The following is a 25029-nucleotide window of genomic DNA, read 5'->3' as shown; positions in this document are numbered from 1 at the left end:
TGCCATCTGCACCGCCATCAATAGAAAACCTAACCGGCTCAACCTAACGCAAGGTCACGCGCCACGATGTTCGGTCAACGGAGATCGCTCACGGGGGCGCCCGAGTCCTGGCAGTTGCCCGATGGCGTAGCCTAAGGCGCTGAGGTTGTAGGGTTTGGTCACGACCGGAATCTGATCGAAGCGCTCCGGGATTGCGGTACGGGCGCCATAACCGGTGGCGAACAGGAAAGGGTGCTGCTCGGCTTCAAGCTCGGCGGCAATACCAAGGCTGGTTTCCCCGGCCAGATTGACGTCCAGGACTACCAGATCGAACGGATCGAGCCGCAAAGCGCGCCGCGCATCGACCAGCGAGCCGGCGATCTCCACCTTGACGCCTGCGTCTTCGAGCATGGTCTGCGCGTCGAGAGCAATCATCATGCTGTCTTCGACCAGCAACAACCTGAGACCGGCGATGGGGCTTGCCGGGCGTGCCTTGACCAGGTCCGTCTGAGGTTGCTCGGTGCCCAGCGATACATGCTGAGGTGGAATGCGGAATCTGGCGAACAGCCCTTCCGGTCGGAACTCCACCCGCGCGTCCCCTTGCAGTTCGAAAGGAACGGTGCGCTCGGTGACGATGCTTCCGAAGCCGCGTCGAGTCGGTGGCTTCACCTCTGGCCCGCCGCTTTCATTCCACTCCAGCTCCAGCCCCCGGCCCTCCACAAGCTGCCAACTTACAGTCAGCTGGCCCTCGGGCACGCTCAGCGCGCCGTATTTTGCGGCGTTGGTCATCAGCTCGTGAAGCACCAGTGCCAGGGTTTGATAGCCCCGCACATCCAGCGTTACCGCGCGACCGGCGAAGTGGATGCGCTCGTCCAGTTCGTCGCGGCCGTTCCAAGCTCGGGCTTCGGATTCGAGCAACGCACGCAGTTGCGTCGAGGCGCCAGCAGGTGCGTTGATCTGATCGTGCGCGCTGGCGAGTGCCTGGATGCGTCGCTCTACCTCCTGGGTGAACTCCTCCACCGAGGTCGCCTGTTGCGCACTCTGACGCGTGGTAGCGAGCACCAGGCTGAGGACGTTCTTGACCCGATGATTGAGTTCGGCAATCAGCAGAGACTGGCTGTCTTGCGCCTGTTGACGTTCCGAAGCGATCAATTCAGTGCGACGAAGAATGACTTCCAGCAAGGCCACCCGAAGCGTTTCGGCGACTCGCAGCTCACTGGCGGTCCAAGGACGCGCATGGCCACGCACGGTCTCTCGCCAGGCCTCGAAGCTGCTGCGCGGATTGAGCGTTCCGCGAACAGGATCCCGCTGCACGGCTTTGTCAGGGTTGCCGCCCCAGGTGACGGTCTGGATAACTTCGCGGCGGAAGAACAACAGATAATCCTGCGCGACCCGCGAAATGGGGATGGCGAGCACACCACTGGCGAGATCAGCGAAGCGGGCGGCGGGCGCGAAGTGCTCCGCGAGCGATGAGGTTGCGTAGATGCGATCCACAGGTTTCTGCCCGAGAAAGGCGATCAGTTCCCCTACCGCTTCGTCCGGTGGCAGCACGCCCTCGCCGTTGAGGCGACCGTTAGACCAGACCGCCACGCCATCGCACGCAATCATGCTGTGCAGCATGCCCGCGTAGCGGTTCAGGTCTTCGAATACGGTATCGCGAGGGGACATCGCCTCCAATAGCTGATCGTGCGCATGCTGCGCGTCGGTCACCCGCTGCTGTTCCTGCTGTTGCTCGCGCACATCGATCTGCAGCGAAAGCATCTGGCCGAACAGCTCGGCTGCCGAGCAGAGCGCCCCGCTCAGGTAGTGCGGCTCACTGTGATGGCAGGCGATCAGCCCCCACAGTTGGTCACCGCGCATCAGGCTGACCGTGAGCGTGGCGCGCACATTCATATTGCGCAGGTACTGAACATGCACAGGCGACACGCTGCGCAGCGCCGCCAATCCCAGGTCCAAGGGTAGTCCTTCCGGACTGCGGCCCGGCAGAACCGGCACCGGTTGATAGTTGACGTCCGGGATCAGCCTGAGTGGCTGACGCCGATACAGTTCGCGCGCCTGTGCAGGAATATCGGTCGCCGGATAGCGAAGTCCCAGATAGGAATCGCTGCCGTACCGCACCGCCTCGGCCACCACCTCACCCGACTCGTCTGGCAGAAAACGATAGATCATCACCCGGTCGTAACCGGTAACGGCGCGCACTTGCTGCGCCGCGAGCGTCAACAGACGCTGCACAGTGGGCGCCCGACGCAACCGACCGGCCAGCCCTCGCAATAGCGTCACGCCGTTTGCGCCTGCCCCCATCACGCTCGGCGCCGCTTCGATCACGGCCAGGCCGTCGACCATATGCACCGTCATGTCGTAGCGATGCGCGCTGTCATCAAGCGCGAGGCAGTCCAGCCGCTCGGCAGAGCCAGACAGCATCGCCGTCTGCAATTGATTGCGTACGGAGTGGACCGTTTCGATCGGAAAGACGGAATCAAGCGGCCGGCCCAACAGCGACTGCGGGTCGACGTCGGCTAAAAAGCTCGAGGTGTTCGCCGAAACGTGCGCGATGGTCCAATCCGGCAGGGTGCAGCCTAGTAGCAGGCCGTGTGGTTGTATGGTCCCGGGAATGTGGATGGGCTCCTGGGCACAATCAACCGGGGCGACGGACAGATGGAACTGGGTCGTCAATGCGAAACTTCTCCTGCAGCTGCTGAGGGCCAGGCCCAACAGAGACCCGTTCAGAAAGCTGAGACATGCATCGGCGGCATTCGCTCAAAAAAACCGCCCGACGTAGCAACAGGCCGTCGGACCGAGATCGCTCGAGGCTAGCTCATTGAAGGAACAGCCCCCGCATCGGGCCAGACGACGAAGCGAAACTGACGATTGCTTCATACCGCGTCATGGCTTCCAATGCCGTCCATGACCAAGCCCGATGATCAAAAGCCTGTCTCCGGACGGCGACCACGCGCCAGCAGCCAGGCGCGCATCGCCCAGATTCTCGCCGCCGCACGCGAACTGCTGGCCGGACAGGGCGTGGCCGGCCTTTCCATCTACAGCGTGGCGGAACACGCCAGAATCCCGCCTTCCTCCGTCTATCACTTTTTCGCCAGCGTGCCGGCGCTGCTCAATGCCTTGACCGCTGATGTGCATGCCGCCTTCCGGGCAAGCCTCGCCGAGCCGGTGGATCACGACCGCCTGGGCTGTTGGCGCGACCTGTCCCGGCTTGTCGAACAGCGCATGCTGGCCATCTATCAGCACGACGCAGCCGCCCGGCAGCTGATTCTGGCGCAGCACGGGCTAAGCGAAGTGACCCAAGCCGACCACCAGCACGACATCGAACTCGCTGGGTTGATGCAGGTCCTTTTTGAAAGGCATTTCGAACTCCCGATATTGCCCCGAGATGTCGATGTGTTTGCCTTGGCACTGGAGCTGGGAGACCGGGTCTACGCGCGATCGGTGCATTTGCACGGCAGCATCACGCCGCGCATGGCAGAAGAAGGTATGCGCGTATTCGATGCCTACCTGGCACTCTATCTGCCGCCCTATTTGCCAAAGCGCGCCCAGATCTAGCCGATAGATATCGGTTTTTATTCAAGCCTCTAGGGCAGAAGCTGACAGAATGCGCTTTCAATCCAGATAATTATCGAATAGATTTCGCAGCGCCCCACAGGGCCGCCCTTACGCCAGCATCCGCGAGGTTTTCCATGTCCCGTATCGTTTCCGTCGCCGCCACCCAGATGGCCTGTTCCTGGGATCGCCAGGCGAACATCGCCAACGCCGAGAAGCTGGTCCGTGAGGCAGCCGCCAAGGGCGCACAAGTCATCCTGATTCAGGAGCTCTTCGAGACTCCGTATTTCTGCCAGAAGCCGAACCCCGAGTATCTGCAACTGGCCACTTCGGTGGAAGACAACCCAGCCGTACAGCATTTCCAGAAAGTAGCCGCTGAATTGCAGGTGGTGCTGCCGGTGAGCTTCTTCGAGCTGTCCGGACGGGCGCGCTTCAACTCGATCGCCATCATCGATGCTGACGGCAAGGTGCTCGGCGTCTACCGCAAGAGTCATATCCCGGACGGCCCCGGCTACCACGAGAAGTACTACTTCAACCCGGGCGATACCGGTTTCAAAGTTTGGAACACCCGCTACGCCAAGATCGGCGTGGCCATCTGCTGGGACCAGTGGTTTCCCGAAACCGCGCGCAGCATGGCGCTGATGGGTGCCGAACTGCTGTTCTACCCAACAGCCATCGGCAGCGAGCCGCACGATTCGAACATCACCTCGCGCGACCACTGGCAGCGCGTACAACAGGGCCACGCCGGTGCCAACCTGATGCCCCTGATTGCCAGCAACCGCATCGGCCGCGAAGAGCAGGACGGCTACGACATCACCTTCTATGGCTCCTCGTTCATTGCCGATCAGTTCGGCGCGAAGGTCGAAGAAATGGACGAGACCAGCGAAGGCGTGCTGGTGCATGAGTTCGACCTCGATCAGCTTGAACACATTCGCAGCGCCTGGGGCGTGTTCCGTGATCGCCGGCCGAACCTGTACAGCCCGATCAAGACGCTGGACGGTTCGCTGGAGTCCTGACCGCCTTTTATCGGCAATCGGCTCAGCCGCACTCCTTTTGTTGCGGCTGAATCGTGCTTCACGTGGTCAGATGTCCGCTAACTGATAAAAGCCGAACGCATCGCAGATTGTTGTCCTTTCACAGGTAAAACGATGACCACCCTGACCACCACACCGCGTGCCGACGATTTCCACATGCCTGCCGAGTGGGCGCCGCACAGCCAGACTTGGATGGTTTGGCCGCAGCGCCCGGACAATTGGCGCAGCCAGGCCACGCCGGCTCAGGCAGCATTCAAAGCAGTCGCCAAAGCCATCGCCCGCTTCGAGCCAGTCACCGTCTGCGTCACAGCCGAACATTTCCTCACCGCCCGTGCGCAGCTGGACGACCCGCGCATCCGGGTGGTGGAGATGAGCACGGACGACGCCTGGGTGCGCGACACCGGGCCGACCTTTCTGATCAATGGCAAAGGTGGACTACGCGGCGTCGACTGGACCTTCAACGCCTGGGGCGGCTTCGACGGCGGGCTGTACAGCGAATGGCAGCGCGACGATGAGGTGGCGCAGAAGATCCTCGAAATCGAACGCTGCGATCGCTACCGCACCGAAGGTTTTGTGTTGGAAGGGGGCTCGATCCATGTCGATGGCGAAGGCACGCTAATCACCACCGAAGAGTGCCTGCTCAATCGCAACCGCAACCCGCACCTATCACGCGAAGACATCGCAGCGGTGCTTGCCGACTATCTGGCGATCGACAAGGTCATCTGGCTGCCGCACGGCCTGTTCAACGATGAAACCGACGGACACGTGGATAACTTCTGCTGCTTCGTCCGCCCAGGCGAGGTGCTACTGGCCTGGACGGACGACCGCAACAACCCCAACTACGAACGCTGCCAAGCCGCGATGCAGGTGCTGGAGGCGGCGACGGACGCCTGGGACCGTCAGCTGATCGTGCACAAGATGCCAATACCGGGGCCCCTGCATGCCACCGAGGAGGAGTGTGCAGGCGTGGTCCCGCTGGTTGGCAGCCAGCCGCGCGATCCATCGATTCGCCTGGCCGGCAGCTACGTGAACTTCCTGATCGTCAACGGCGGAATCATCGCGCCCTCCTTTGACGATCCGCTGGACGCCGAGGCCGAAGCGATCCTGACCCGACTGTTCCCGCAGCATCAGGTGGTCATGGTGCCCGGCCGGGAAATTCTGTTGGGCGGCGGAAATATCCACTGCATTACCCAGCAACAGCCGATCGCGACGTTGACGCATAAAGGCTGAGGTCCGGGGGCAACAAAAAAACCGCTGCGTAGCCTAGGGCTAGCAGCGGTTTTTTGTGTCACGACTGGCCTCAGGCGACGATCACCTGATTCTTGCCCAGACGCTTGGCGGTATACATGGCGGCATCGGCACGGGCGAACATGGCGCTGAGGTCCGGATCGCTGGCTGTCAGATAGGTCACGCCCAGGCTGATGGTGACGCCAAAGCGCTGCCCGTCCGGGCTGGTGAACACCAGCCGCTGGATCTCGCGCTGCAAGCGCTCGGCAATCTGCTCAGCGAGATCGGGCTGGCACCCCGGCAGTAGCAAGGCGAATTCTTCGCCGCCGATTCGGCCGAACAGATCACCACGACGCAGTACCGACGATCCGCACTGAGCCACGCGCTGCAGCACTTGATCGCCCATCTGGTGCCCGTGGGTGTCGTTGATGCGCTTGAAGTCATCGATGTCCAGCAGCTGGAAGGCCATCGGCGTGGCGTATTGCCGGGCGAGATCGAACTCGCGCTGGGCACATTCGAAAAAGTACCGCCGGTTGCTGCTCTGGGTCAGGACATCGATCGTGGCCAGACGCTGCAGCTCACCCTCAAGCTGCTTCTTTTCGGTGATGTCTTCTGCGATCCCGACGATGATCGGCCCGTGCAAACTGTCCGCACTGCGCGCGATGAAGCATTTGTCGCTGAGCCAGCGCAGCTGCCCATCGGTACGAATGATGCGGTACTCACGTTCTTCGACTGCGCCTTTCTCGAGCACATCGAGCATGCTCTGCTGGGCGTATTCCAGATCGTCCGGGTAGATGCTGTTGCGCCATTCGCCAAAGTCGGACAGCAGCAAGGCGGCGGAGCGGCCAAAAATCTGCTCGTAGGCCGGGCTGACGTAGATCATCTGCTGGGCCTGCCAATCGAATGCCCAAAGCACCGCATTGACAGCCCCCATCAGCGTGCTGAACAAATGCTCGCGCTCACTCAGGCGCTCGACTTCGGCACGCGCATGCATCAATGCCAAAAGGGTTTGCGCCTCGGTCGGCGGAAGAATCCCGACACCCGTTTCGCTTCGCTGCTTCACCAGATTCATACCTGCTTCCAAAACATGGCGTCAGGCACCGACGGAGACCCGCTGGATAACTGTCGCAAGAGCACCAGAATGCAGTTCAGAGAGTGGCGAGCAAGCAAAGTTCCGGGCGCCGGGCGTGCCGCAGGTCGCGCCGATCAGAGGTCAGGCATGGGCGACAGCCGGTCTCAGCGAATAGGTTCGCAAGTGCTCGGCAAACTCACGCAATGACTGAATCCCGCTGGCCTCTGCTTCCTGCACCCACTGCTTCATCGCGGCCAGCATGTCGTGCCCGTTGGCACTGGTGCGGGTCCATATCTGCTGCAGCGCCAGGCGCTGTTCGTAGACCACCTGCAACGACTGGCTCTGCTCCAGGATCACCTCGATTTGCGCCTGCTGATCGTGCTGCAGCAGGCTCGGCTCGCGCGACAGCAACCGCTTGGCGCGGCGGAATTGATGGCGCACAGAGGCATCGGCGCACTGCAGTTCCAGCTGGACCAGCGGCTTGATCACCAGCTTGCGGTACTGCGCCATGATCTGGAAACGGTTGTTGAGAATGGCCATGGCGCTGTCCATGTCCAGCTGTTGCTTGGCGTTGACGCGGTGGGCGATGGGCGCGGTGCGGTTCACCTTGGCCAGGCCAAACAGGCTGAACAGCTTGATCCAGGCCCAGCCCATGTCGAACTCCCACTTGCGCACCGAGAGTTTGGCCGAGTTCGGGTAGGTGTGATGATTGTTATGTAGCTCCTCGCCGCCGATGAGGATGCCCCAGGGCACCAGGTTGGTGGCGGCATCCCGGCATTCGAAGTTGCGGTAACCCACCGCATGGCCCAGTCCGTTGACCACGCCGGCGGCCCACACCGGTATCCAGATCATCTGCACCGCCCAGACGGTCAGGCCGATCACACCGAACAGCGCCAGATCGATGCCGAGCATCAAGATGATGCCGAGGTTGGGAAAGCGTGAATACAGGTTGCGCTCGATCCAGTCGTCCGGGCAGTTCTTGCCATAGATGCGCAAGGTTTCTTCGTTCTTGGATTCTTCCTTGTACAGCTCGGCACCACGGCGCAACACGGTGCTCAGACCCTTTTGCACGGGGCTGTGCGGATCATCGGGCGTTTCGCACTTGGCGTGGTGCTTGCGATGGATGGCAGTCCATTCACGGGTATTCATTGCCGTGGTCAGCCACAGCCAGAAGCGGAAGAAATGCTTGAGCACAACGTTCAGCTCGAGCGAGCGGTGCGCGGAATAACGGTGTAGATAGACGGTGACCGCAACGATGGTGACATGGGTCAGCAGCAAGATGGCTGCAACCACCTGCCAGGCGGAAAGATCAAGAAAACCGGTGTACCACATAGTGTCGCTGCCTCGCGGTGTAAAAAGCCGATCCGCAGCCGCGGACCTGATTGCATTATCCACCCTGCCTGGCTGGCTGAGCCGCCGCCTGTCGTTCGGCGCGTCTTTTTCGTTTCAGGGTCTAACAGAACAGCCTTCACGGCCGATATACAGGGGAGCAAAGGACGGCGCTTTCGAGATAGCATATAGCTATCACTTTTCTTTCGTCCGCCTCGGACGTTCTGCCCTACGCAGAGCCGCGCGAGGCGGTGCCGATGATTGCCCCGAACAGAGCCATGAGCCCCCTTCCCCATCCCACCAGTCCTCGATGGTTACTCGGCGTCGGCAGCCTGCTGCTGGCCTTGCTGTTCGGCGGCCTGGCCTTCAACGGCTTTCAGGCTAGGGATACCGTCTGGTCGTTGCAGACCGAGCAACAGGGCGAGCTGCAGGCCATGGCCTTGCGCAGCGCCCGGCAGGGTCTGGAAAAACAGGCCCGGTTGATAGCCCGGACGCTCAGCGCCAGCCCCGAAACCTTGCGCCTGGTACGCCAAGCGGACCGGGCCATCAAAGCAGGAGCTCAGTGGCATGGCCCGCGCATGACGCGCATACGCCAGCAACTGACCCAGTCGTTGATGCCAACCTGGACGGCGATGCAGGGCCACGGTGCCCGTCAGTTACAGATCTTCTGGGGCGACGCCGGGATCGCCCTGTTGCGCATGCAGGATCTGGACGCCTTTGGTGACGCGGTGGCCGACCGCAGGCCGTTGCTCTACAAAGCGCTTTCCCAGGGCCAGACCGTCTCTGGCCTGGACATTGGCCAACACAGCGCCGGCAACCGCGCGATCGTACCGATACGCGCCAGCAGCAGCCTCGAAAGCGAAGTAATCGGCGCCCTGGAGGTGGGGTTCGAGATTCTTCCGGATCTAACCGAACTCGGCGATCAGCTGAATGCCGGGCTGGGTCTGCTGGTCAACCGCGCCGAGCTGGAGGCAGTGCTCTGGACACGCCCGGTCGGTATCCAGCTCAAGGGGCTCGGTGGTTGGTTGCTGGATACCTATTCGGCGCCGCAGATCCTGCAATGGGCCCAACAGCAATCACTCCCGGCACCCGAAGCGGGACAAGCCCTGCGCATGCTTGAGTCGAACGGCCGCAGCTTTTTGCTCAATCAGATACCGCTGCATGACGTCAGGGCTGAATACAGTCCCGGTCGCCTGCCCATGGCGGTTGCGCTCGTCTGGCGCGACGTCACTCTGGCGCTTCGTGAGCAGCAGCAGGCCGAACGCCGTCTGCTATTGAAATGGGGCCTGGCGTGGCTTATTGCCGAGGCCTTGCTGCTCATGCTGGTTTTTATGCTGCACCGGCGCGGCATCGTGCAACGTCTTCATCAGATTCGTTCGACACAGCAGGAACGTGCCCGCCGGCGCCTGCTCGAACGTGGCCAGAAAATCACCAGTCTGCTGCCGGGTATGGTTTACCAGCTGAAGCGCTCCGAGGACGGGAGCTACAGTTTTCTCTATGCCAGTGAAGGTTCCCGCGAGCTGTACGGGATCAGCCCGGAACAGCTGGTTGATAACGCAGACATTGCCTTTGCCGCCGTGCACGACCCTGACCGCCCCAATCTTAGAGCCGCGATTGAACGCTCGGTAGCCACTTTAGGCAGCGGTGCTACCCGCTATCGCATCAACAACCCGAACAAAGGACTGATCTGGGTCGAAGTGCGCGCAAACGCCGAGCGCCTGCGTGACGGGTCCGTCCTCTGGCACGGCTTCATTGCCGACATCACCCCGCTGATGAGTGCGACCCTCGCGCTGCGTGAGAGTGAAAGCCGCTTCCGCAGCATGGTCAGTAATCTGCCGGGCGTGGTCTACCGCCGCGGCGTCGATACCGAACGCACGTTCAGCTATCTGAGTGACGGCATCGAGCGTCTGACAGGCTACCCCGCGAGCGACTTCCTGGCGCCAGGCACACGCCAGTACAGCAGCCTGATCCACCCCGATGACCGCGCGGGCCTTGAGGACGACGGCGCGGACCCGTTCGAGCGCACCTACCGACTGATCAACGCCCGCGGCGAAACACTCTGGGTTCAAGAGAACCGCCGTTCGCTGCACGACGATGAAGGACGGTTGCAGTGGTACGACGGCTTCATCGGCGACGTTACCGCCCGCGCATTGGCCGAGCGCGAAGCCCATGAGCGCGAGAGCTACGTGCGCCTGCTGATCGCCAACGTCATCGACGCGATCATCATCATCAACCAGCGCGGCTTGATCGAGACCTTCAACCACGCCGCCGAACGCACCTTCGGCTACAGCGAGGAGGAAGTGCTCGGGCGCAACCTGTCGGTTCTCATGCCCGAGCCCCATCGCGCCGCCCATGATGGTTATCTACAGGACTACGAAAGACGCGGGGAAGGCCGCAGCCTGGAGCAGAATCGCGAATTGCAGGCGGTGCGCCGCAATGGCGAACTGTTCACCATCGAACTGCGTGTTTCGGAAATCAGTCACCGCGGGGAACGCAAGTTCATCGGTCTGGTGCGCGACATCACAGAACGCAAGCGAGTCGATCGGATGAAGAGCGAGTTCGTCTCTATTGTCAGCCATGAACTGCGCACACCGCTGACTTCGATTTCCGGCGCACTGGGCCTGCTACTCGGTGGCGCAGTTGGCGAGGTTCCGCCGGCCATGAGACAGATGCTCGACATCGCCCAACAGAACAGCCAGCGTCTCGGATTACTCATCGGCGACCTGTTGGATATGGAGAAGCTGATAGCTGGGCACATGACTTTCCAACTGCAGCCGCAGCCTCTGGCTCCCCTGTTGGAAGACGCACTGCGCTCGAACCAGGCCTATGCCGAACAGCTCGGCGTCCGTATCGAGCTGGGCGAGCAAGCCGTGGCAACCGTGACAGTGGACGCGCACCGTCTGCAGCAGGTCCTGGCGAACCTGCTCTCCAATGCGGCGAAATTCTCCCCAGCTGGTGCAGTCGTAACCTTAAGCAGCCAGCGGCGCGGCGATAACATCCGCGTAAGCGTTGACGACGTCGGCCCCGGCGTTCCACTGGGCTTTCGGCAGCGGATTTTCCAGAAGTTTTCCCAGGCGGACTCTTCCGATACACGCCAGAAAGGCGGTACCGGCCTCGGCCTGGCCATCAGCAAAGAGTTGATCGAGCGCATGAATGGTTGCATCGGTTTCGATTCGGAGCTGGAACAGGGGGCGTGCTTCTGGTTCGAACTGCCTGTGCAAGAACCCGGTTAGCCGACTATTTTTCTAGTGTGCCGAGTCAGCCGACGAGCAAGCTGGCAAACTGTTCATTTCCGAGCGCGCCAGGCACGCTTTGTTGGAGATCCCGCATGAGCGAGCTGAAACGGATTCTGCATGTCGAGGACGATCCGTCCATCCAGGCTGTCGTCAAGGTCTCGTTGGAGGCGATCGGCGGCTATCAGGTGCAGTCCTGCTCGTCCGGCCACCAGGCGCTCGAAGAGGTGGAAGCCTTCGCCCCGCAGTTCGTCCTCTTGGATGTGATGATGCCTGGGATGGGTGGCCCCGAGACCCTCACCAGGCTTAGCGAGCGGATCGATCTGGCTCAGGTTCCGGTGGTGTTCATGACTGCCAAGGTCCAGCCAAGCGAGATTGAGCACCTGCGCAAGCTCGGCGCGCGCGATGTCATCGTCAAACCTTTCGATCCGATGCGCCTGGCCAGCCAGATCCAGGCGATCTGGGATGCCAGCGGCAAATAAGCCGTTGCCCCTGAATCCGAGAGAGCTCAGCCAGATGGAGTCATCGAAATCGATACCGGCACCCTCCCCGCCCCGCGAGCTGTCCAGACTCGCCGCGTTGCTGCGCTACGAGATTCTCGACACGCCTGACGAGTCTGCCTTCGACGATATTACCCAACTGGCTGCCTATATCTGCGGCACCCCCATCGCGTTGATCTCGCTGGTCGACGACCATCGCCAGTGGTTCAAGAGCCGCCTCGGCCTCGATGTCAGCGAAACCCCGCGAGAGCTGTCGTTCTGCACCTATACCATCGAAGGCCAGGGCCTCTTCGAAGTCGAGGATGCACAGCGAGACACGCGTTTTTGTGATAACCCGCTGGTCACCGGCAACCCGAACATCCGCTTCTATGCCGGGGCGCCGCTGACCTCGCCGGACGGCTACAACCTCGGCACTCTCTGCGTCATCGACCGGCAGCCGCGACAGCTTGACGAAGCGCAACGCGGCGCACTGGTAAGGCTCAGTCGGCAGATCATGCGACTGTTCGAAGAGCGCCTTCAGGCTCACCGCTATGCCGAGCAAGCCGCGCTGCAGCAGGCTTTGCTCAATAGCGCCGCAAGCGCGATGCTGGTGACGACAGCCGACGGACGCATATCGGGTGTCAACCCCACCGCCGAGCGTCTGTTCGGCTATTCCGAGCAGATGCTGATCGGACATCCGCTGACTTCAGCACTGTTTCCGCAGGAAGCGCTGCAGCGCCGCGCAGCCATTCTCGGCAATGAGCTTGGCGAACCCATCGAGCCGGGATTCGCCGTGCTCACTGCACCGCTGCTCGAAGGCCGACGCGAAATGCGCGAGTGGCGTCTGCAGCATCGCAACGGCAGCGGCGTTCCGGTGCTCTTGAATGTCTCGGCGATCCACGATGAGCGCGAGCTGTTGCGCGGCTACATCGTCAGCGCCTATGACCTGGCCCACCAGGAGCACCTGCAGCTGCGCCTGCAGCAGATCGCGGCGCAAGTGCCCGGCATGCTGTTCCAGTTCTGCTGGCGACCCGACGGCAACAGTTCGTTCCCCTACCTCAGTGAGGGCGTCGAGGACATCTACGGCCTGAGCGCTGCCGAGATGGAGCCCAGTATCGGACCGGTCTATGCCCGCGTGCACCCTGACGACCGCGAGCATGTGCTGGCGAGCATCCGACATGCCGCCTCGACCCTCACGCCGTGGCACTTCGAACACCGGATCGACCACCCTCGCAAGGGCCTGATCTGGGTGGAAGCCCGCGCCACGCCCATGCGTCAACCGGACGGTTCGGTGCTTTGGCACGGGCTGGTGACGGATATCACCGAGCGCAAGGCCGAGCAGCTGGAGCTGGACAAGCAACAGGAAATGAATCGGCGTCTGCTCGAGGCATTATCCGAAGCAGTGGTGGCCTGCGATGCGGACTGCAACCTCACCTTGTTCAACCACACTGCCCGCCGCTGGCACGGGCTCGATGCTCAGCAAATGGCGCCGGAACAATGGCCGGACGTCTATCACCTCTATCATGCCGACGGCGTCACGCAAATGAAGCCTGAGGAAGTTCCGCTGATGCGCGCCTTACGCGGCGAGCATATCCGCAACTTAGAGATGACCATCGTGCTGGAGGGCATCCCCCGCTACGTGCTGGCCAACGCCGATCCGATGTACGCCTCTAACGGTCAGCAGAACGGTGCGGTGGTCGTGCTGCACGACATCACCGAGCGCAAGCAGATCGAGATCCTGCAGCGGGACTTCGTCTCGACCGTCAGCCATGAGTTGCGCACACCGCTGACCTCCATTACGGCCTCGCTAGGACTGATTTGTGGCCAGGTCATGGGCGCGGTGCCCGAACATTTGCAGGAGCTTCTGGACATCGCTCACCAGAACAGCAAACGGTTGAGCACACTGATCGATGACCTGTTGGACATCGACAAGCTGTATGCCGGCAAGATGCGTTTCGAGTTACGGACGCAGCCCTTGCAACCCTTGCTTGAGCAGGCATTGCGCAGCAATCAGGGTTATGCAGAAAGCCATGCGGTGAGCATCGCGCTGGGTGATTGCCCTGCCGTGTCGATCACTGTCGATGCGATGCGCCTAGAACAGGTGCTGAGCAACCTGCTGTCCAACGCCGCGAAGTATTCCCCGTCCGGTGAAACCGTCGCCATGAGCGCCAGCCTGATCGCCCCGCGACGGGTCCGAGTGAGCATCTGCGACAAGGGGCCCGGCATCACCGAAGCCTTTCGTGAACGAATTTTCAACAAATTCGCCCAGGCCGATTCGTCCGATACGCGGCAGCAAGGCGGTACCGGACTGGGCCTGGCTATCAGCAAGGACCTGATCGAGCACATGGATGGTGAGATCGGCTTCGACTCGACGCCCGGCGCCGGGGCCTGCTTTTGGTTCGAGTTGCCCTGCCATACGCTGAAAGGGGCCGCCCCTTGAAGCCCTTGCTGCGTATTTTGCATGTCGAGGACGTCCCCTCCATTCAAGTGGTGACCCGCATCGCGCTGGAGAAACTGGGTGGTTTCGAAGTGCTCAGCTGCGCCTCCGCACAGGAAGCGCTGCAGCAGGCGCCCGTATTCAAGCCGGACATGATCTTGCTCGACGTGATGCTGCCGCAGATCAGCGGCATCGAGTTGTTGCGGCAACTCGCGTCACTGATCGACCTGCAGCAAACCCCCGTGGTGCTCCTGACCGGCCAGCCGGACGACCCGGCGGACCCCGAAGAACTCCAGCGTCTGGGCGTGCGTAAAGTGCTGCATAAACCCTTCGACCCACTTCAACTGGCAACACGACTGAACGAAATATGGAATGCCGAGCATGAATGAGGGCGCTAACGAAGCGCTGCAACGCCAACTGCAGGCACTCAACGAAAAGTTTGCTGAACGCTTGAGCGAGGAACTGGAAGCGCTCGAGCAATACGCCGAGCAGCTGCAGTCCGTTCGCGAGCAAGAACAGCGGCGCCAGCTGATGCTCGCCTTGCTTGAAAGGCTGCACCGTCTGGCAGGTACAGCGGGCACCTTTGGTTTCACCACGCTGGGCGAGCAGTCGCGGTTGCTCGAACGGCGCGCAGAGCGCTGGCTGGAGGCCGCCAAGCCCAGCGGGCAGGCGCTTTCTGCATTTGTCCGAGCGGTCCAGCAAATGGCCGCCACCGGGCGCGCCGGGGGGGCCGGCCCGCATCCCGAGCTGCATAGCAGCACGTCAGACGCGCTACCAGCCGGGTGCCGGATCTATCTCCTCGAAAGCGACTTCGAGGCCGGCCAGAACATGTGCCAGACCCTGGGTAACTTCGGTTACGAAGTGCTGCTGTTTCCTGAAATCTCGCTGTTGCAAAGCGCTGTCCAGGGCCAGCTGCCCGACGCCCTGATCGTTAGCCAGCACGATGGCGAACTGGCTGCCGTCAGTGCACTGCAGCAGAGCCTGGAGGTGCCGTTGCCGCTGCAGGTCATTGGTCACCGAGCTGATTTCGGCAGTCAGCTGGCGGCTGTGCGAGCCGGGGCTAAAGGCTTTTTCGTCCGGCCAGTGGATATCACCCAGCTGGAGAACAGCCTGGAAAATATCCTCAACCTGCAGCTGAACGAGCCATATCGGGTGCTGATTATCGATGACGATGACGACCTCTCAGCGCGTTACAGCTTGGTGCTGCGTAACTCGCAGATGCTTGTGCGGACCTTGAGCGACCCCAGTCAGCTGTTCGAGGTGATGCGCGAATTCGATCCGGAAATGGTCCTGCTCGACATGAACATGCCGGACTTCACCGGAATCGAGCTAGCGCAGATGATTCGCCTGAATGACGAGTGGCTGCGGGTGCCCATCATCTACCTGTCGGCTGAAACCGATATCAACCGGCAGATGGCCGCCCTGCTCAAGGCCGGCGATGATTTCATCACCAAACCCATCAGTGACAACGCGCTGACCGCCGCCGTGTTCTCCCGCGTGCAGCGTGCGCGCGCGCTGAGCATGGCATTGTCGCGTGACAGCCTCACCGGTCTACTCAAGCACGCCGATATCAAGGAACAGGTCGCGCTGGAAGTGGAACGCGCGCAACGCAGCGGCAAACCCACCAGCGTGGTGATGCTCGACCTCGATCACTTCAAGCAGGTCAACGACCAGTATGGGCATGCTGCAGGGGACAACGTCATCCGCTCACTGGCCAACCTGATGCGCCAACGGCTGCGCCGCATCGACAGCATCGGCCGCTACGGTGGCGAGGAGTTTGTCGCGGTACTGCCGGACTGCCCGGCGGAACAGGCCAAGCGGATTTTCGACGAGATCCGCCTGCGTTTCGCCGCCTTGAGCTTCCACGCCGGCGCGCGCACCTTCAGCGTGTCGCTCAGCGCCGGGATCAGCGAAACCAACGGCCACTTCGGCGCGGGCGCCATGCTCGAACTGGCCGACCAGGCGCTTTATGCCGCCAAGCATAACGGTCGCAACCAGGTGCAGACCGCCTGACGGACAGCCCGGCTCGCGGAAAAACAAGCGAACCGTCACGCAATTGAGGACTCCAACTACACTGCATAGCAGTCGCGACCGGTTCGTAGGCGCTGGCATGCGGCGGCACGCCTGGGCTGGCTCCAGCGTTCGGGGCCGTCCCTATTCGTTCAACCGGCGAAAGGAGTTCCGGTTTGCCCGCAAGAACCCTGATCAGCTGGCATTGGCTCGCATTCCTGATCGCCTTCATCCTGCTAGTCGCACTGGGCTGGCAAGGCAAGCAAACCCAGCAACAGGTCCTGTCGGTCAGCCATAGCCTGGAAATCATCACCGCCAGCCAATACATGCTGACTTCACTGCAAGATATCGAAACCGGTGCCCGCGGTTTCGTTTTGACCGGTGATCCCAGCTACCTCGAATCCTACGAACTCGGCCTACGACAAATCGAAGCGCACCGTCGCGGGCTGCAACGGCTGCTGGAGGACCGGGCGTTTCCCGACCAGGGTTGGTTCGAGCAGCTCGACCGCAATATTGCCGAGCGCCTGATGATTGCCGCCGACAACATCCAGGCACGCCGAGTTGTCGGCTTGCAAGCGGCAGCCGAACGCCTGCACCAGGCCGGCGGCAAGCTGATCATGGATCGGCTGCGGGCCTTGCTGGATGCGGTCGAGCGACAGGAGCGCAAGCAGCTCGCGGCAGCCAATCAGGCCGTGGCCGACACCATTGCGCAAAGCCGCAGACTGGCACTGATCGGAAGCCTGCTGGTGGCAGCGTTGTCTTTAGCCGCGTTTTGGGCCATCCGCCGCAACCTGCAGATTCGCCAGGCCCTGGCGATCAAGGCGCAAGCTGGCGAAGCTCGTCTGGGCGCCCTGCTGCAGGCGATTCCCGACAACCTGTACGCCATTGATGGCCAGCGTCGGATCACCGCGCTGTCCCAAGGAAGCGCGGTTCAGGCTCCGGCGCCCGAAGCCATCGAGCCGCTGCTGCTGGGGCTGCTTCCCCATGCCGATAACTCGTTACAACTGCGCCAGACCACCTGGTGCGAGGTGAGCCGGCAGCGGACCTTCGAGGTTCGTCTGGTGCCTACCGGCCTCGGTGATCACTTGGCGATTGCCCGTGACGTGACCGAGCTGCAACGGAGCCGGGACACGCTCGAGGACCAGAAAGTCTTTCTGCGGCGGGTCGTCGATACCGATGAGAACCTGATCTTCGTGCGCGACGAGCTGGGCCGCTTTCTGTTGTGCAACAGTGCCTTCACCGCACTGCTCGACGCTCGGCCCGAAGCCATCGAAGGCCGTCGGGCCGAGGAAATCGCCGGGGCGGAACGGCTATTGCCTTTGTTGCAGGGCGAAGGCGACCTCCTGTGTGGCAGTGGCGAACTGCGCATTACCGAGATCGGTCTTACCGATACATACGGTCAGGAGCGCTGGCTGCAGGTGGTCAAGCGCCCCATGACCATGCCCAGCGGCGCCTGTTATGTCGTGACCGTTGCGGTCGATATGTCGCTCAGACGACGCATGGAGCAGATGAAGACCGAGTTCATCTCCACCGTCAGCCATGAACTGCGAACCCCGCTGACCGCCATCCGTGGCGCGCTGGGCATGCTGGTCGGGGGCGTCGCAGGCCACATCGACGAGGGTGCCCGACCACTTCTGGATATCGCGCACAAGAACAGCGAGCGGCTGGTGCGCCTGATCAACGACATCCTCGACATCGAGAAGCTCGAAGCCGGGCGCTTGCCGTTTCACTTCAGCCGCTGCGATGTCCAGGCGCTGACCGAACAGGCATTGGCCGACCTCAAGCCATACGGCGATGAATACGGCGTCCGCCTGACGCTTACGCTGCCCGACGGCCCCCTCCAGGCCGAGGGCAATCTCGACCCGGATCGGTTTACCCAGGTGATGGCCAATCTGCTGTCCAACGCGATCAAACATTCGCCGGCTGGTGGCGTGGTCAGCGTCGACCTGCGCCTCCACGGCGGCAGCCTGGAGATCGGCGTTCAGGACCAGGGCCAGGGTATTCCGGCGGACTTTCGCTCACGGATATTCGAACGCTTCGCCCAGGCTGACTCATCCGATGCGCGTAAGCGTGGCGGCACTGGACTGGGGCTGGCGATCACCCGTTCGTTGGTCCAGCAGATGCACGGGCGGATCGGTTTCGACTCTCAGGAAGGCCAGGGCACGCGCTTCTGGCTGCGCCTGCCGGTCGCATCTACACAGCCCATCAATCCACCAACCGCCGCGCAAGCGCTGCCGACAGCGGGCACCAGTCGGCCGGCGGAGCGCATTCTCGTACTCGAGCCCGACGCGCCTGCCGCAGAACAGCTCGCCGCCGCGCTGCAGCAACACGGCTACGCCACGCTGATTGCCGAAACGGCAGCCAAAGCGCGCGAGATGCTGGCCGAGTTCAGCATTCAGGCGCTCACTCTGAGCCCTGCGCTGAGCGACGAGGACAGCATTGCGTTTCTACAGAACCTGCGCAGCCAGACCGCTTACCGTCATCTGCCGGTGCTGATCGTCAGCCTCCAGCCACAACGCCGCGACAATGACGACGGGGCCCTGCGCGGCGGCGCGGTCGGCGTAATCGACTGGTTGCACAAGCCGGTTGACCCGTCGCGGGTCATGGATGTGGTGCGCGCATGCCTCAGGAACAACGGAGTCCGCCCGCGCATCCTTCACGTTGAAGACGATGAGGATCTGCGCACCCTGCTCGCCAGGCTGGTCGAGCCATTGGAGATCGATCTCCTTGGTGCGCCCACCCTGAGCGAGGCGCGTCAACTGATCGACGAGCACCGCTTTGACCTGGCGATCATCGACTTGATGCTGCCCGACGGGGACGGCAGCGAGCTGTTCGACCAGTTGGCCCAAAGCACGCCGCCCCCTCCCGTAATCATATTCTCCGCGCTGGATTCACCGGTGCACGACAGCCGCCTGGCCCTGCGCCAGTTGGTCAAGTCGCGCCATGACGGCGACGAACTCGCTGCGCTGATCCAGCAGCTGCTCCAGCAATGGCCGCCCGGCCATACCCCGGTTTCCGAAGAGGTCAACCCATGAGCGACTCCACTAGCCAGCGCATTTTGATGGTTGAGGACGAGGAGGACATCGCGTTCCTCATTCGCTTCATGCTCGAACGGCACGGATTTACCGTGGATCACGCGGCAGACGGCCGTCAGGCCATCGAAAAGATCACCTCATCGGGCCCACCTGATCTGACCCTGATGGACATCATGCTGCCCTACCACGACGGGTTGGAGCTGATCGAGCGGCTGCGCGCACAACCTGGCTGGGAAAGCGTGCCGGTGCTGATGCTGACCGCCAAGGCACGTGAGGTGGATATTGTCCGGGCGCTTGAGCTGGGCGCCGACGACTACGTGACCAAGCCCTTCCAGCCGGAGGAACTGTTGGCGCGCATTCGCCGCCTGTTGCGGAGGCCGCGATGACTCGCCTGGTTCTAGGCATGGCGCTGGCGCTTCCGATTGCACTATTGCCAGCGCTGGCGCTGGCTGATGTCGCCAGCGCCCAACGACAGATCGAAGCGCAGCAACTCGATGCTGCCGAGGCGACCCTGCTGGAGCATCTGACACGCCAGCCCAACGACAGCGAAGCTCGATTCCTGCTGGCTCGCGTGCGCGCCTGGCGTGGCCAACCCGAGCAGGCCCTGCCCCTCTACGATCAGCTGCTGCAACGCGAACCGAACAACGCCGACTACCTGCTCGGGCAGGGCCAGGCGCTGCTCTGGGCCGGTCGCCCGCAGGCCGCGCTGGACTCGCTCGAACGGGCTGCGCAGATCGCCCCGGACTATGCCGATATCCAGCAGGTGATTCAGCAGGCGCGCGCCGCGATGACCTCCCCGGTGACTGCCACCACAGCGGTCGCCACAGCGCCGGCGCAGCGCCGCCACGAGCTCGAATTGTCGGCCCGCCAAGACTGGCTGGACAGCGGCTTCGACAACTGGCGCAGTCAGCGCCTCGACTACGCTTCGACGCAACCGGAAGGGCTCGGCTGGTACGGTGCACTGCTGCGCGAGCAGCGCTTTGGCGAATGGGATCAGGGCGCCGAGGCGGGGGCGGTGATCGCATTGGATGAAAACTGGACGCTGCAACCCGAAGTTGGCTATCAGCCGTCACCTTACTTTCTGCCCGAATGGCACGCCGACCTACGCCTGCAGCGCCGACTGCCGGCGGGCTTCCTCGGCGCTGCCAGCATTCGCCGCACCGAATACGAAACCACCCGCGTCGAGCGGTTAGCCCTCAGCGCCGAACGCTATTGGGACTCCTGGCGTTCGGGCTACACCCTGAACATCACCGATGTGGCCAATGCCGGCACGCCGGTCGGCCATGACCTGGCGCTGGACTACTACTACGCCGGCCTCAGCTATGCCGGTCTGCGCCTGACCGTCGGTGAAGAAGAAGCCGTCGAAGAACAACAGCTGATCACCAGCGACGTACGCGCGCTCAGCCTGCAGGGTCGCCATTGGCTGGACAGCCGCTGGGCGCTGACCTGGGAAGTCGGTCATCACCGCCAGGGCGATTACTACACGCGCCGCTGGCTGCAGCTCGGCCTGCGGCATGCTTTCTGAACGGCTGCCCGCCTGTCCAGCCTGGCTGTGCGAGACGCCACGCCAGGTCTGGCTGTCGATCTGGCCAGAAGACGCCATGCTGCAGCTCGCGCTGTACTGCGCGCTGGGGCTTGGCGCCCTGACTCTGCTGGTGATGTTGCAGGTCATGTTGCTCGGCGAGCTCGCCCGCCGGCGCGCCAGTCGCCGCCAGCAGTTCAACGAGCAGTGGCGGCCGTTCTTTGCCTTGTGCAGCCTTGGCGATGAGCTGCCGGCGCCAGCGCCGACCCTGCCACGCGGACAGCAGCTGTGGTTTCTCCTGCAATGGAACCGCACCCAGCTGCAACTGCGTGGGGCAGCCCGTGAGCGGATGAATCGCGCCTTGGTCGCGCTGGGCATGGATCAACAAGCTCTGGTGCTGCTACGCGGTCGGGTCCGCAGCAAGCTGATCGGGCTGACCTGCCTACGCCACCTTGCGGACCCCGCGTATTGGAATGACGTGCAACCGCTGCTCGTGAATCGCAACGTGACCGTCTCACTGGCCTCAGCGCAGACGTTGATTGCCATGGATGCGACCCGTGCCATGCAGCTGATCCTGCCGGCCGCCGTGAGCCGTCCGGACTGGGCGTTGCCACGCCTGGCGAGCCTCTGTCAGCAAGCCGGCGAACAGGCTGTGACCTTGCCATTGCTGATTGCCCTCAGCGGCTCCGAAGACCCGCGCCGCGAGCGACTGGTGCCCCTGTTGGTGCATGGCGACCCCCGTCACGCGGCGCCATGGGCGCGCGCGCGGCTCGAAGAGAACGCTGCGCCGGAGCAGTTGCAGGTCGCGCTGCGTTGCCTCTGCGAATTGGGCGACCCGCGTGACCGCGGCCGTCTGCTGCGTGCCCTGCAACACAGCCATGCCGATGTGCGTCTGGCCGCGCTGCAAGCCCTGCATAAACAGGCACGCAGCGACGACAGCGCGCTGTTCATGCCGTTGCTTGGCGATCCCAGCTGGTGGGTCCGCCAAGCCGCCGCCGATAGCTTGGCAACGCTGCCGGGCGCCACCCCAGAAGGGCTACAGACGCTGTTCCGGCAAGTGCACGATCGTTACGGACAAGACGCTCTGCGCCGCGCCATGGCGGAGATCAAACGGTGACCTTCGATTGGCTCAGGTGGCTGCAGCTGGGTTTCATCCTCTATTTTCTGCTGCTCAACGGCATGTACCTGTTGCTCAACGTGCTGTCGATGGCCAGCCTGACGAGTTATATCCGACAGCGCGCCGAAATTGGTGAGATCGCCCCCTATCTCGGCGTCGAGCCTCCGGTTTCGGTGCTGATGCCGGCATTCAACGAAGAAGCGACGATTCGCACCTCGGTGCGCTCGATGCTGCAACTGCAGTACCCCGAGTTCGAAGTGGTGGTGATCAACGACGGTTCGAAGGACAGCACCCTCGCCGTGCTGATCGAGGAGTTTGAACTGGTGCCGCATCCCGAGCCGCTGCGCCAGGCCGTTGCCCATCAGCCGGTGCAGGCGATCTACCGCTCACGACGCTACGCCAATCTGCGGGTCATCGACAAAGCCAACGGCGGCAAGGCTGACGCACTGAATGCCGGTATCAATGCCGCGCGACACGGTTTGTTCTGCGGAGTAGATGCCGACTCGATCCTCCAGCGCGACAGTCTGCTGCGGGTTGTCCAACCTTTCCTCGAAGACGAACGCACGGTCGCCGCTGGCGGCACGGTCCGTATCGCCAACGGCTCGGAGGTGCGCGGTGGTTTTCTGATCCGTGCCGGACTGCCGAGCAACTGGCTGGCACGCTTTCAGATCGTTGAATACCTGCGAGCCTTTCTGTTCGGCCGCCTCGGCTGGTCACCGATGAACGCCGTGCTGATCATCTCCGGTGCCTTCGGGCTATTCGACAAGGAGCGGGTCATGGCCGTCGGCGGCTACCGCACCGACACGGTGGGCGAGGACATGGAACTGGTGGTGCGGCTGCATCGCTATCACCGGGAAAAGCGCATTCCCTACCGCATCCGCTACCTGCCCGACCCGATCTGCTGGACCGAATGCCCGGAAGATCTCGGCACCCTCGGCCGCCAGCGCAGCCGCTGGCAACGCGGGCTGGCAGAGAGCCTGAGCCGCCACGCACGCCTCGCCTTCAGCCTGCGCGGCGGCACACCGGGCTGGCTGGCCTGGCCGTTCATGGCGTTGTTCGAATGGATCGGACCGCTAATCGAGCTGGTCGGCTACGGCTTCATGATTGGCGGATTCGTGATGGGCGTAGTGTCGTATGCGGCGCTAGCGGCCTTCCTGCTGGTCGCCATCGGCATGGGGATCCTGCTGTCGGTCAACGGCCTGCTGCTGGAAACCATGTCGTTTCGCGTCTACGAACGTCGCCGCGACATGCTGCGGCTGTTTCTCATGGCCGTGCTGGAGAACTTCGGCTATCGCCAGCTGAACACGCTCTGGCGCTGCCGCGGACTGTGGCAGTGGTTCTCGCGTCGCAAGCATCACTGGGGTGCGATGCGCCGCAGTGGGCGGTGGGGGCAAAGTTAGCTGAACGCTGAGAAACCGTAGGGTGGATCACGCTTCATCAATCCACCATGGCTGTGCAACCAGGTGGATGGAAAAGCGACATCCACCCCACGGATGTCGTTAGAGCTTGATCCAGGTGGCCTTCAGCTCGGTGTACTTGTCGAAGGCATGCAGTGACTTGTCGCGACCGTTGCCGGACTGCTTGAAGCCGCCGAACGGCGCAGTCATGTCACCGCCGTCGTACTGGTTGACCCAGACACTGCCAGCCCGTAACGCCTTGGCGGTCAGGTGCGCCTTGGACAGATCAGCCGTCCACACGGCGGCGGCGAGGCCGTACGGCGTGTCGTTGGCGATGCTCACCGCCTCGGCGGCGGTGTCGAAGGTGATCACCGACAGCACCGGTCCGAAGATTTCTTCGCGGGCGATCTTCATGGCATTGCTGACGCCGTCGAAAATAGTCGGCTCGACGTACAGCCCGCCAGTGTCCTGCATCGTCCGTTGGCCGCCGATCAGCACCTTCGCACCGTCGTTGCGACCGGCTTCGATGTAGCCGAGCACGGTGTCGAGCTGCTGGGTATCGACCAGCGCGCCGACATTGGTGGCCGGATCCAAGGGGTTACCGGGCTTCCAGCCCTTGAGCGCCTCGACCACCATCGGCAGGAAGCGCTCCTTGATCGAGCTTTCGACCAACAGCCGCGAGCCAGCGGTGCAAACCTCGCCCTGGTTGAAGGCGATGGCGCCCGCCGCAGACTTCGCTGCGGACTCCAGGTCCGGGGCGTCAGCAAAGACGATGTTCGGGCTCTTGCCGCCCGCTTCCAGCCAGACGCGCTTCATGTTCGACTCGCCAGCGTAGATCATCAGCTGCTTGGCAACCCGTGTGGAGCCGGTGAATACCAGCGTGTCGACGTCCATGTGCAAAGCCAGCGCCTTGCCCACGGTGTGGCCGTAGCCCGGCAGCACATTGAGCACGCCCGGTGGAATGCCCGCCTCAATCGCCAGTTGCGCCACGCGGATGGCGGTGAGCGGGGATTTCTCAGACGGCTTGAGGACCACCGAGTTACCTGTGGCCAGCGCTGGGCCAAGCTTCCAGCAGGCCATCATCAGGGGGAAATTCCAAGGCACGATGGCCGCTACCACACCTACCGGCTCGCGGGTCACTAGGCCCAGCTGATCGTGCGGCGTCGCGGCCACTTCGTCGTAAATCTTGTCGATCGCCTCGCCCGACCAGCGCAGCGCATTGGCTGAGCCGGGCATGTCGACATTCAACGAATCGCTGATCGGCTTGCCCATGTCCAAGGTTTCCAACAAGGCCAACTCTTCGGCGTTGGCCTGGATGAGGTTGGCGAAGCGAATCATGGTCGCCTTGCGCTTGGCTGGCGCCAGGCGGGACCAGACGCCAGATTCGAAAGCCATACGGGCACTGATTACGGCGCGATCCGCATCGGCCTCGTCACAGCTCGCCACCTCCGCCAACACCCGCCCATCGACCGGGCTGATGCAGTCGAAGCGGGCGCCGCCGGTGGGCTCGGTGTATTCGCCCTGGATGAAGGCGCGGCCTTCGATGCGCAGGTCGCGGGCACGCTGTTGCCAATCGGCAAGAGTCAGGGTGGTCATGGGGCGTCCT

The 25029-nt window shown here is 62.7% G+C and carries 17 protein-coding genes; 13 read left to right on the top strand and 4 right to left on the bottom strand.

The window, feature by feature from the left end:
• Positions 1–54 precede the first annotated feature (54 nt).
• Positions 55–2652, bottom strand: a complete 2598-nt coding sequence (locus tag RT21_RS14995; RefSeq protein ID WP_046163336.1) for an HWE histidine kinase domain-containing protein — start codon at positions 2650–2652, stop codon at positions 55–57.
• 231 nt (positions 2653–2883) lie between these two features.
• Here RT21_RS14995 and RT21_RS14990 point away from each other — a divergent pair, with 231 nt between their 5' ends.
• The 3 genes from RT21_RS14990 (at position 2884) to aguA (ending at position 5795) form a co-directional block, all read left to right on the top strand.
• Positions 2884–3534, top strand: coding sequence for a TetR/AcrR family transcriptional regulator (locus RT21_RS14990; RefSeq protein WP_046163399.1), 651 nt, complete (start codon positions 2884–2886; stop codon positions 3532–3534).
• 134 nt (positions 3535–3668) lie between these two features.
• Positions 3669–4547: an N-carbamoylputrescine amidase gene (gene aguB, locus RT21_RS14985; protein WP_046163335.1), complete on the top strand. Its 879-nt coding sequence runs from the start codon at positions 3669–3671 to the stop codon at positions 4545–4547.
• A 132-nt stretch (positions 4548–4679) separates the two neighbouring features.
• Positions 4680–5795 carry an agmatine deiminase gene (gene aguA / locus RT21_RS14980; RefSeq protein WP_046163334.1) on the top strand — a complete coding sequence of 372 codons (1116 nt, stop codon included), beginning with the start codon at positions 4680–4682 and terminating at the stop codon, positions 5793–5795.
• A 70-nt stretch (positions 5796–5865) separates the two neighbouring features.
• Here aguA and RT21_RS14975 read toward each other — a convergent pair whose 3' ends face one another.
• Entirely contained in the window at positions 5866–6864 is a 999-nt protein-coding gene (locus RT21_RS14975; protein WP_046163333.1) for a GGDEF domain-containing protein, read from the bottom strand.
• A 141-nt stretch (positions 6865–7005) separates the two neighbouring features.
• Positions 7006–8196, bottom strand: coding sequence for a delta-9 fatty acid desaturase DesA (gene desA / locus RT21_RS14970; protein WP_046163332.1), 1191 nt, complete (start codon positions 8194–8196; stop codon positions 7006–7008).
• A 275-nt stretch (positions 8197–8471) separates the two neighbouring features.
• Here desA and RT21_RS14965 point away from each other — a divergent pair, with 275 nt between their 5' ends.
• From RT21_RS14965 to RT21_RS14920, 10 genes are all read left to right on the top strand, one after another.
• Positions 8472–11426, top strand: a complete 2955-nt coding sequence (locus RT21_RS14965) for a PAS domain S-box protein (protein ID WP_082082165.1) — start codon at positions 8472–8474, stop codon at positions 11424–11426.
• Positions 11427–11521: 95 nt separating this feature from the next.
• The gene (locus tag RT21_RS14960; RefSeq protein ID WP_045423187.1) at positions 11522–11908 is read left to right on the top strand and encodes a response regulator; all 387 of its coding nucleotides are present in this window, start codon (positions 11522–11524) and stop codon (positions 11906–11908) included.
• Between the two features lie 34 nt (positions 11909–11942).
• Entirely contained in the window at positions 11943–14345 is a 2403-nt protein-coding gene (locus tag RT21_RS14955; protein ID WP_046163398.1) for a PAS domain S-box protein, read from the top strand.
• Positions 14342–14731, top strand: coding sequence for a response regulator (locus RT21_RS14950; RefSeq protein WP_046163330.1), 390 nt, complete (start codon positions 14342–14344; stop codon positions 14729–14731). The genes RT21_RS14955 and RT21_RS14950 overlap by 4 nt, the downstream gene beginning before the upstream one ends.
• Positions 14724–16355 (top strand): diguanylate cyclase, encoded by a 1632-nt coding sequence (locus RT21_RS14945; RefSeq protein WP_046163329.1) that lies wholly within the window; start codon positions 14724–14726, stop codon positions 16353–16355. The genes RT21_RS14950 and RT21_RS14945 overlap by 8 nt, the downstream gene beginning before the upstream one ends.
• 173 nt (positions 16356–16528) lie before the next feature.
• Positions 16529–19387 carry an ATP-binding protein gene (locus RT21_RS14940; protein ID WP_046163328.1) on the top strand — a complete coding sequence of 953 codons (2859 nt, stop codon included), beginning with the start codon at positions 16529–16531 and terminating at the stop codon, positions 19385–19387.
• Positions 19384–19773: a response regulator transcription factor gene (locus RT21_RS14935; protein ID WP_046163327.1), complete on the top strand. Its 390-nt coding sequence runs from the start codon at positions 19384–19386 to the stop codon at positions 19771–19773. The genes RT21_RS14940 and RT21_RS14935 overlap by 4 nt, the downstream gene beginning before the upstream one ends.
• Positions 19770–20912, top strand: coding sequence for a YaiO family outer membrane beta-barrel protein (locus tag RT21_RS14930; protein ID WP_046163326.1), 1143 nt, complete (start codon positions 19770–19772; stop codon positions 20910–20912). Before RT21_RS14935 ends, RT21_RS14930 begins: the two co-directional genes overlap by 4 nt.
• The gene (locus RT21_RS14925; protein WP_046163325.1) at positions 20902–22026 is read left to right on the top strand and encodes a HEAT repeat domain-containing protein; all 1125 of its coding nucleotides are present in this window, start codon (positions 20902–20904) and stop codon (positions 22024–22026) included. The genes RT21_RS14930 and RT21_RS14925 overlap by 11 nt, the downstream gene beginning before the upstream one ends.
• Positions 22023–23426 carry a glycosyltransferase family 2 protein gene (locus RT21_RS14920; protein ID WP_046163324.1) on the top strand — a complete coding sequence of 468 codons (1404 nt, stop codon included), beginning with the start codon at positions 22023–22025 and terminating at the stop codon, positions 23424–23426. Before RT21_RS14925 ends, RT21_RS14920 begins: the two co-directional genes overlap by 4 nt.
• 99 nt (positions 23427–23525) lie before the next feature.
• On the opposite strand, the gene RT21_RS14915 is transcribed toward RT21_RS14920, so the two are convergent.
• Positions 23526–25019, bottom strand: a complete 1494-nt coding sequence (locus RT21_RS14915) for an aldehyde dehydrogenase (protein ID WP_046163323.1) — start codon at positions 25017–25019, stop codon at positions 23526–23528.
• Between the last annotated feature and the right edge of the window lie 10 nt (positions 25020–25029).

The sequence above is a fragment of the Pseudomonas sp. 10B238 genome (genome assembly GCF_000970615.1).
GTDB lineage: Bacteria > Pseudomonadota > Gammaproteobacteria > Pseudomonadales > Pseudomonadaceae > Stutzerimonas.
The sequence above is the reverse complement of the archived record's forward strand: the minus strand, read 5'-3'. Positions and strand labels throughout refer to the sequence as shown.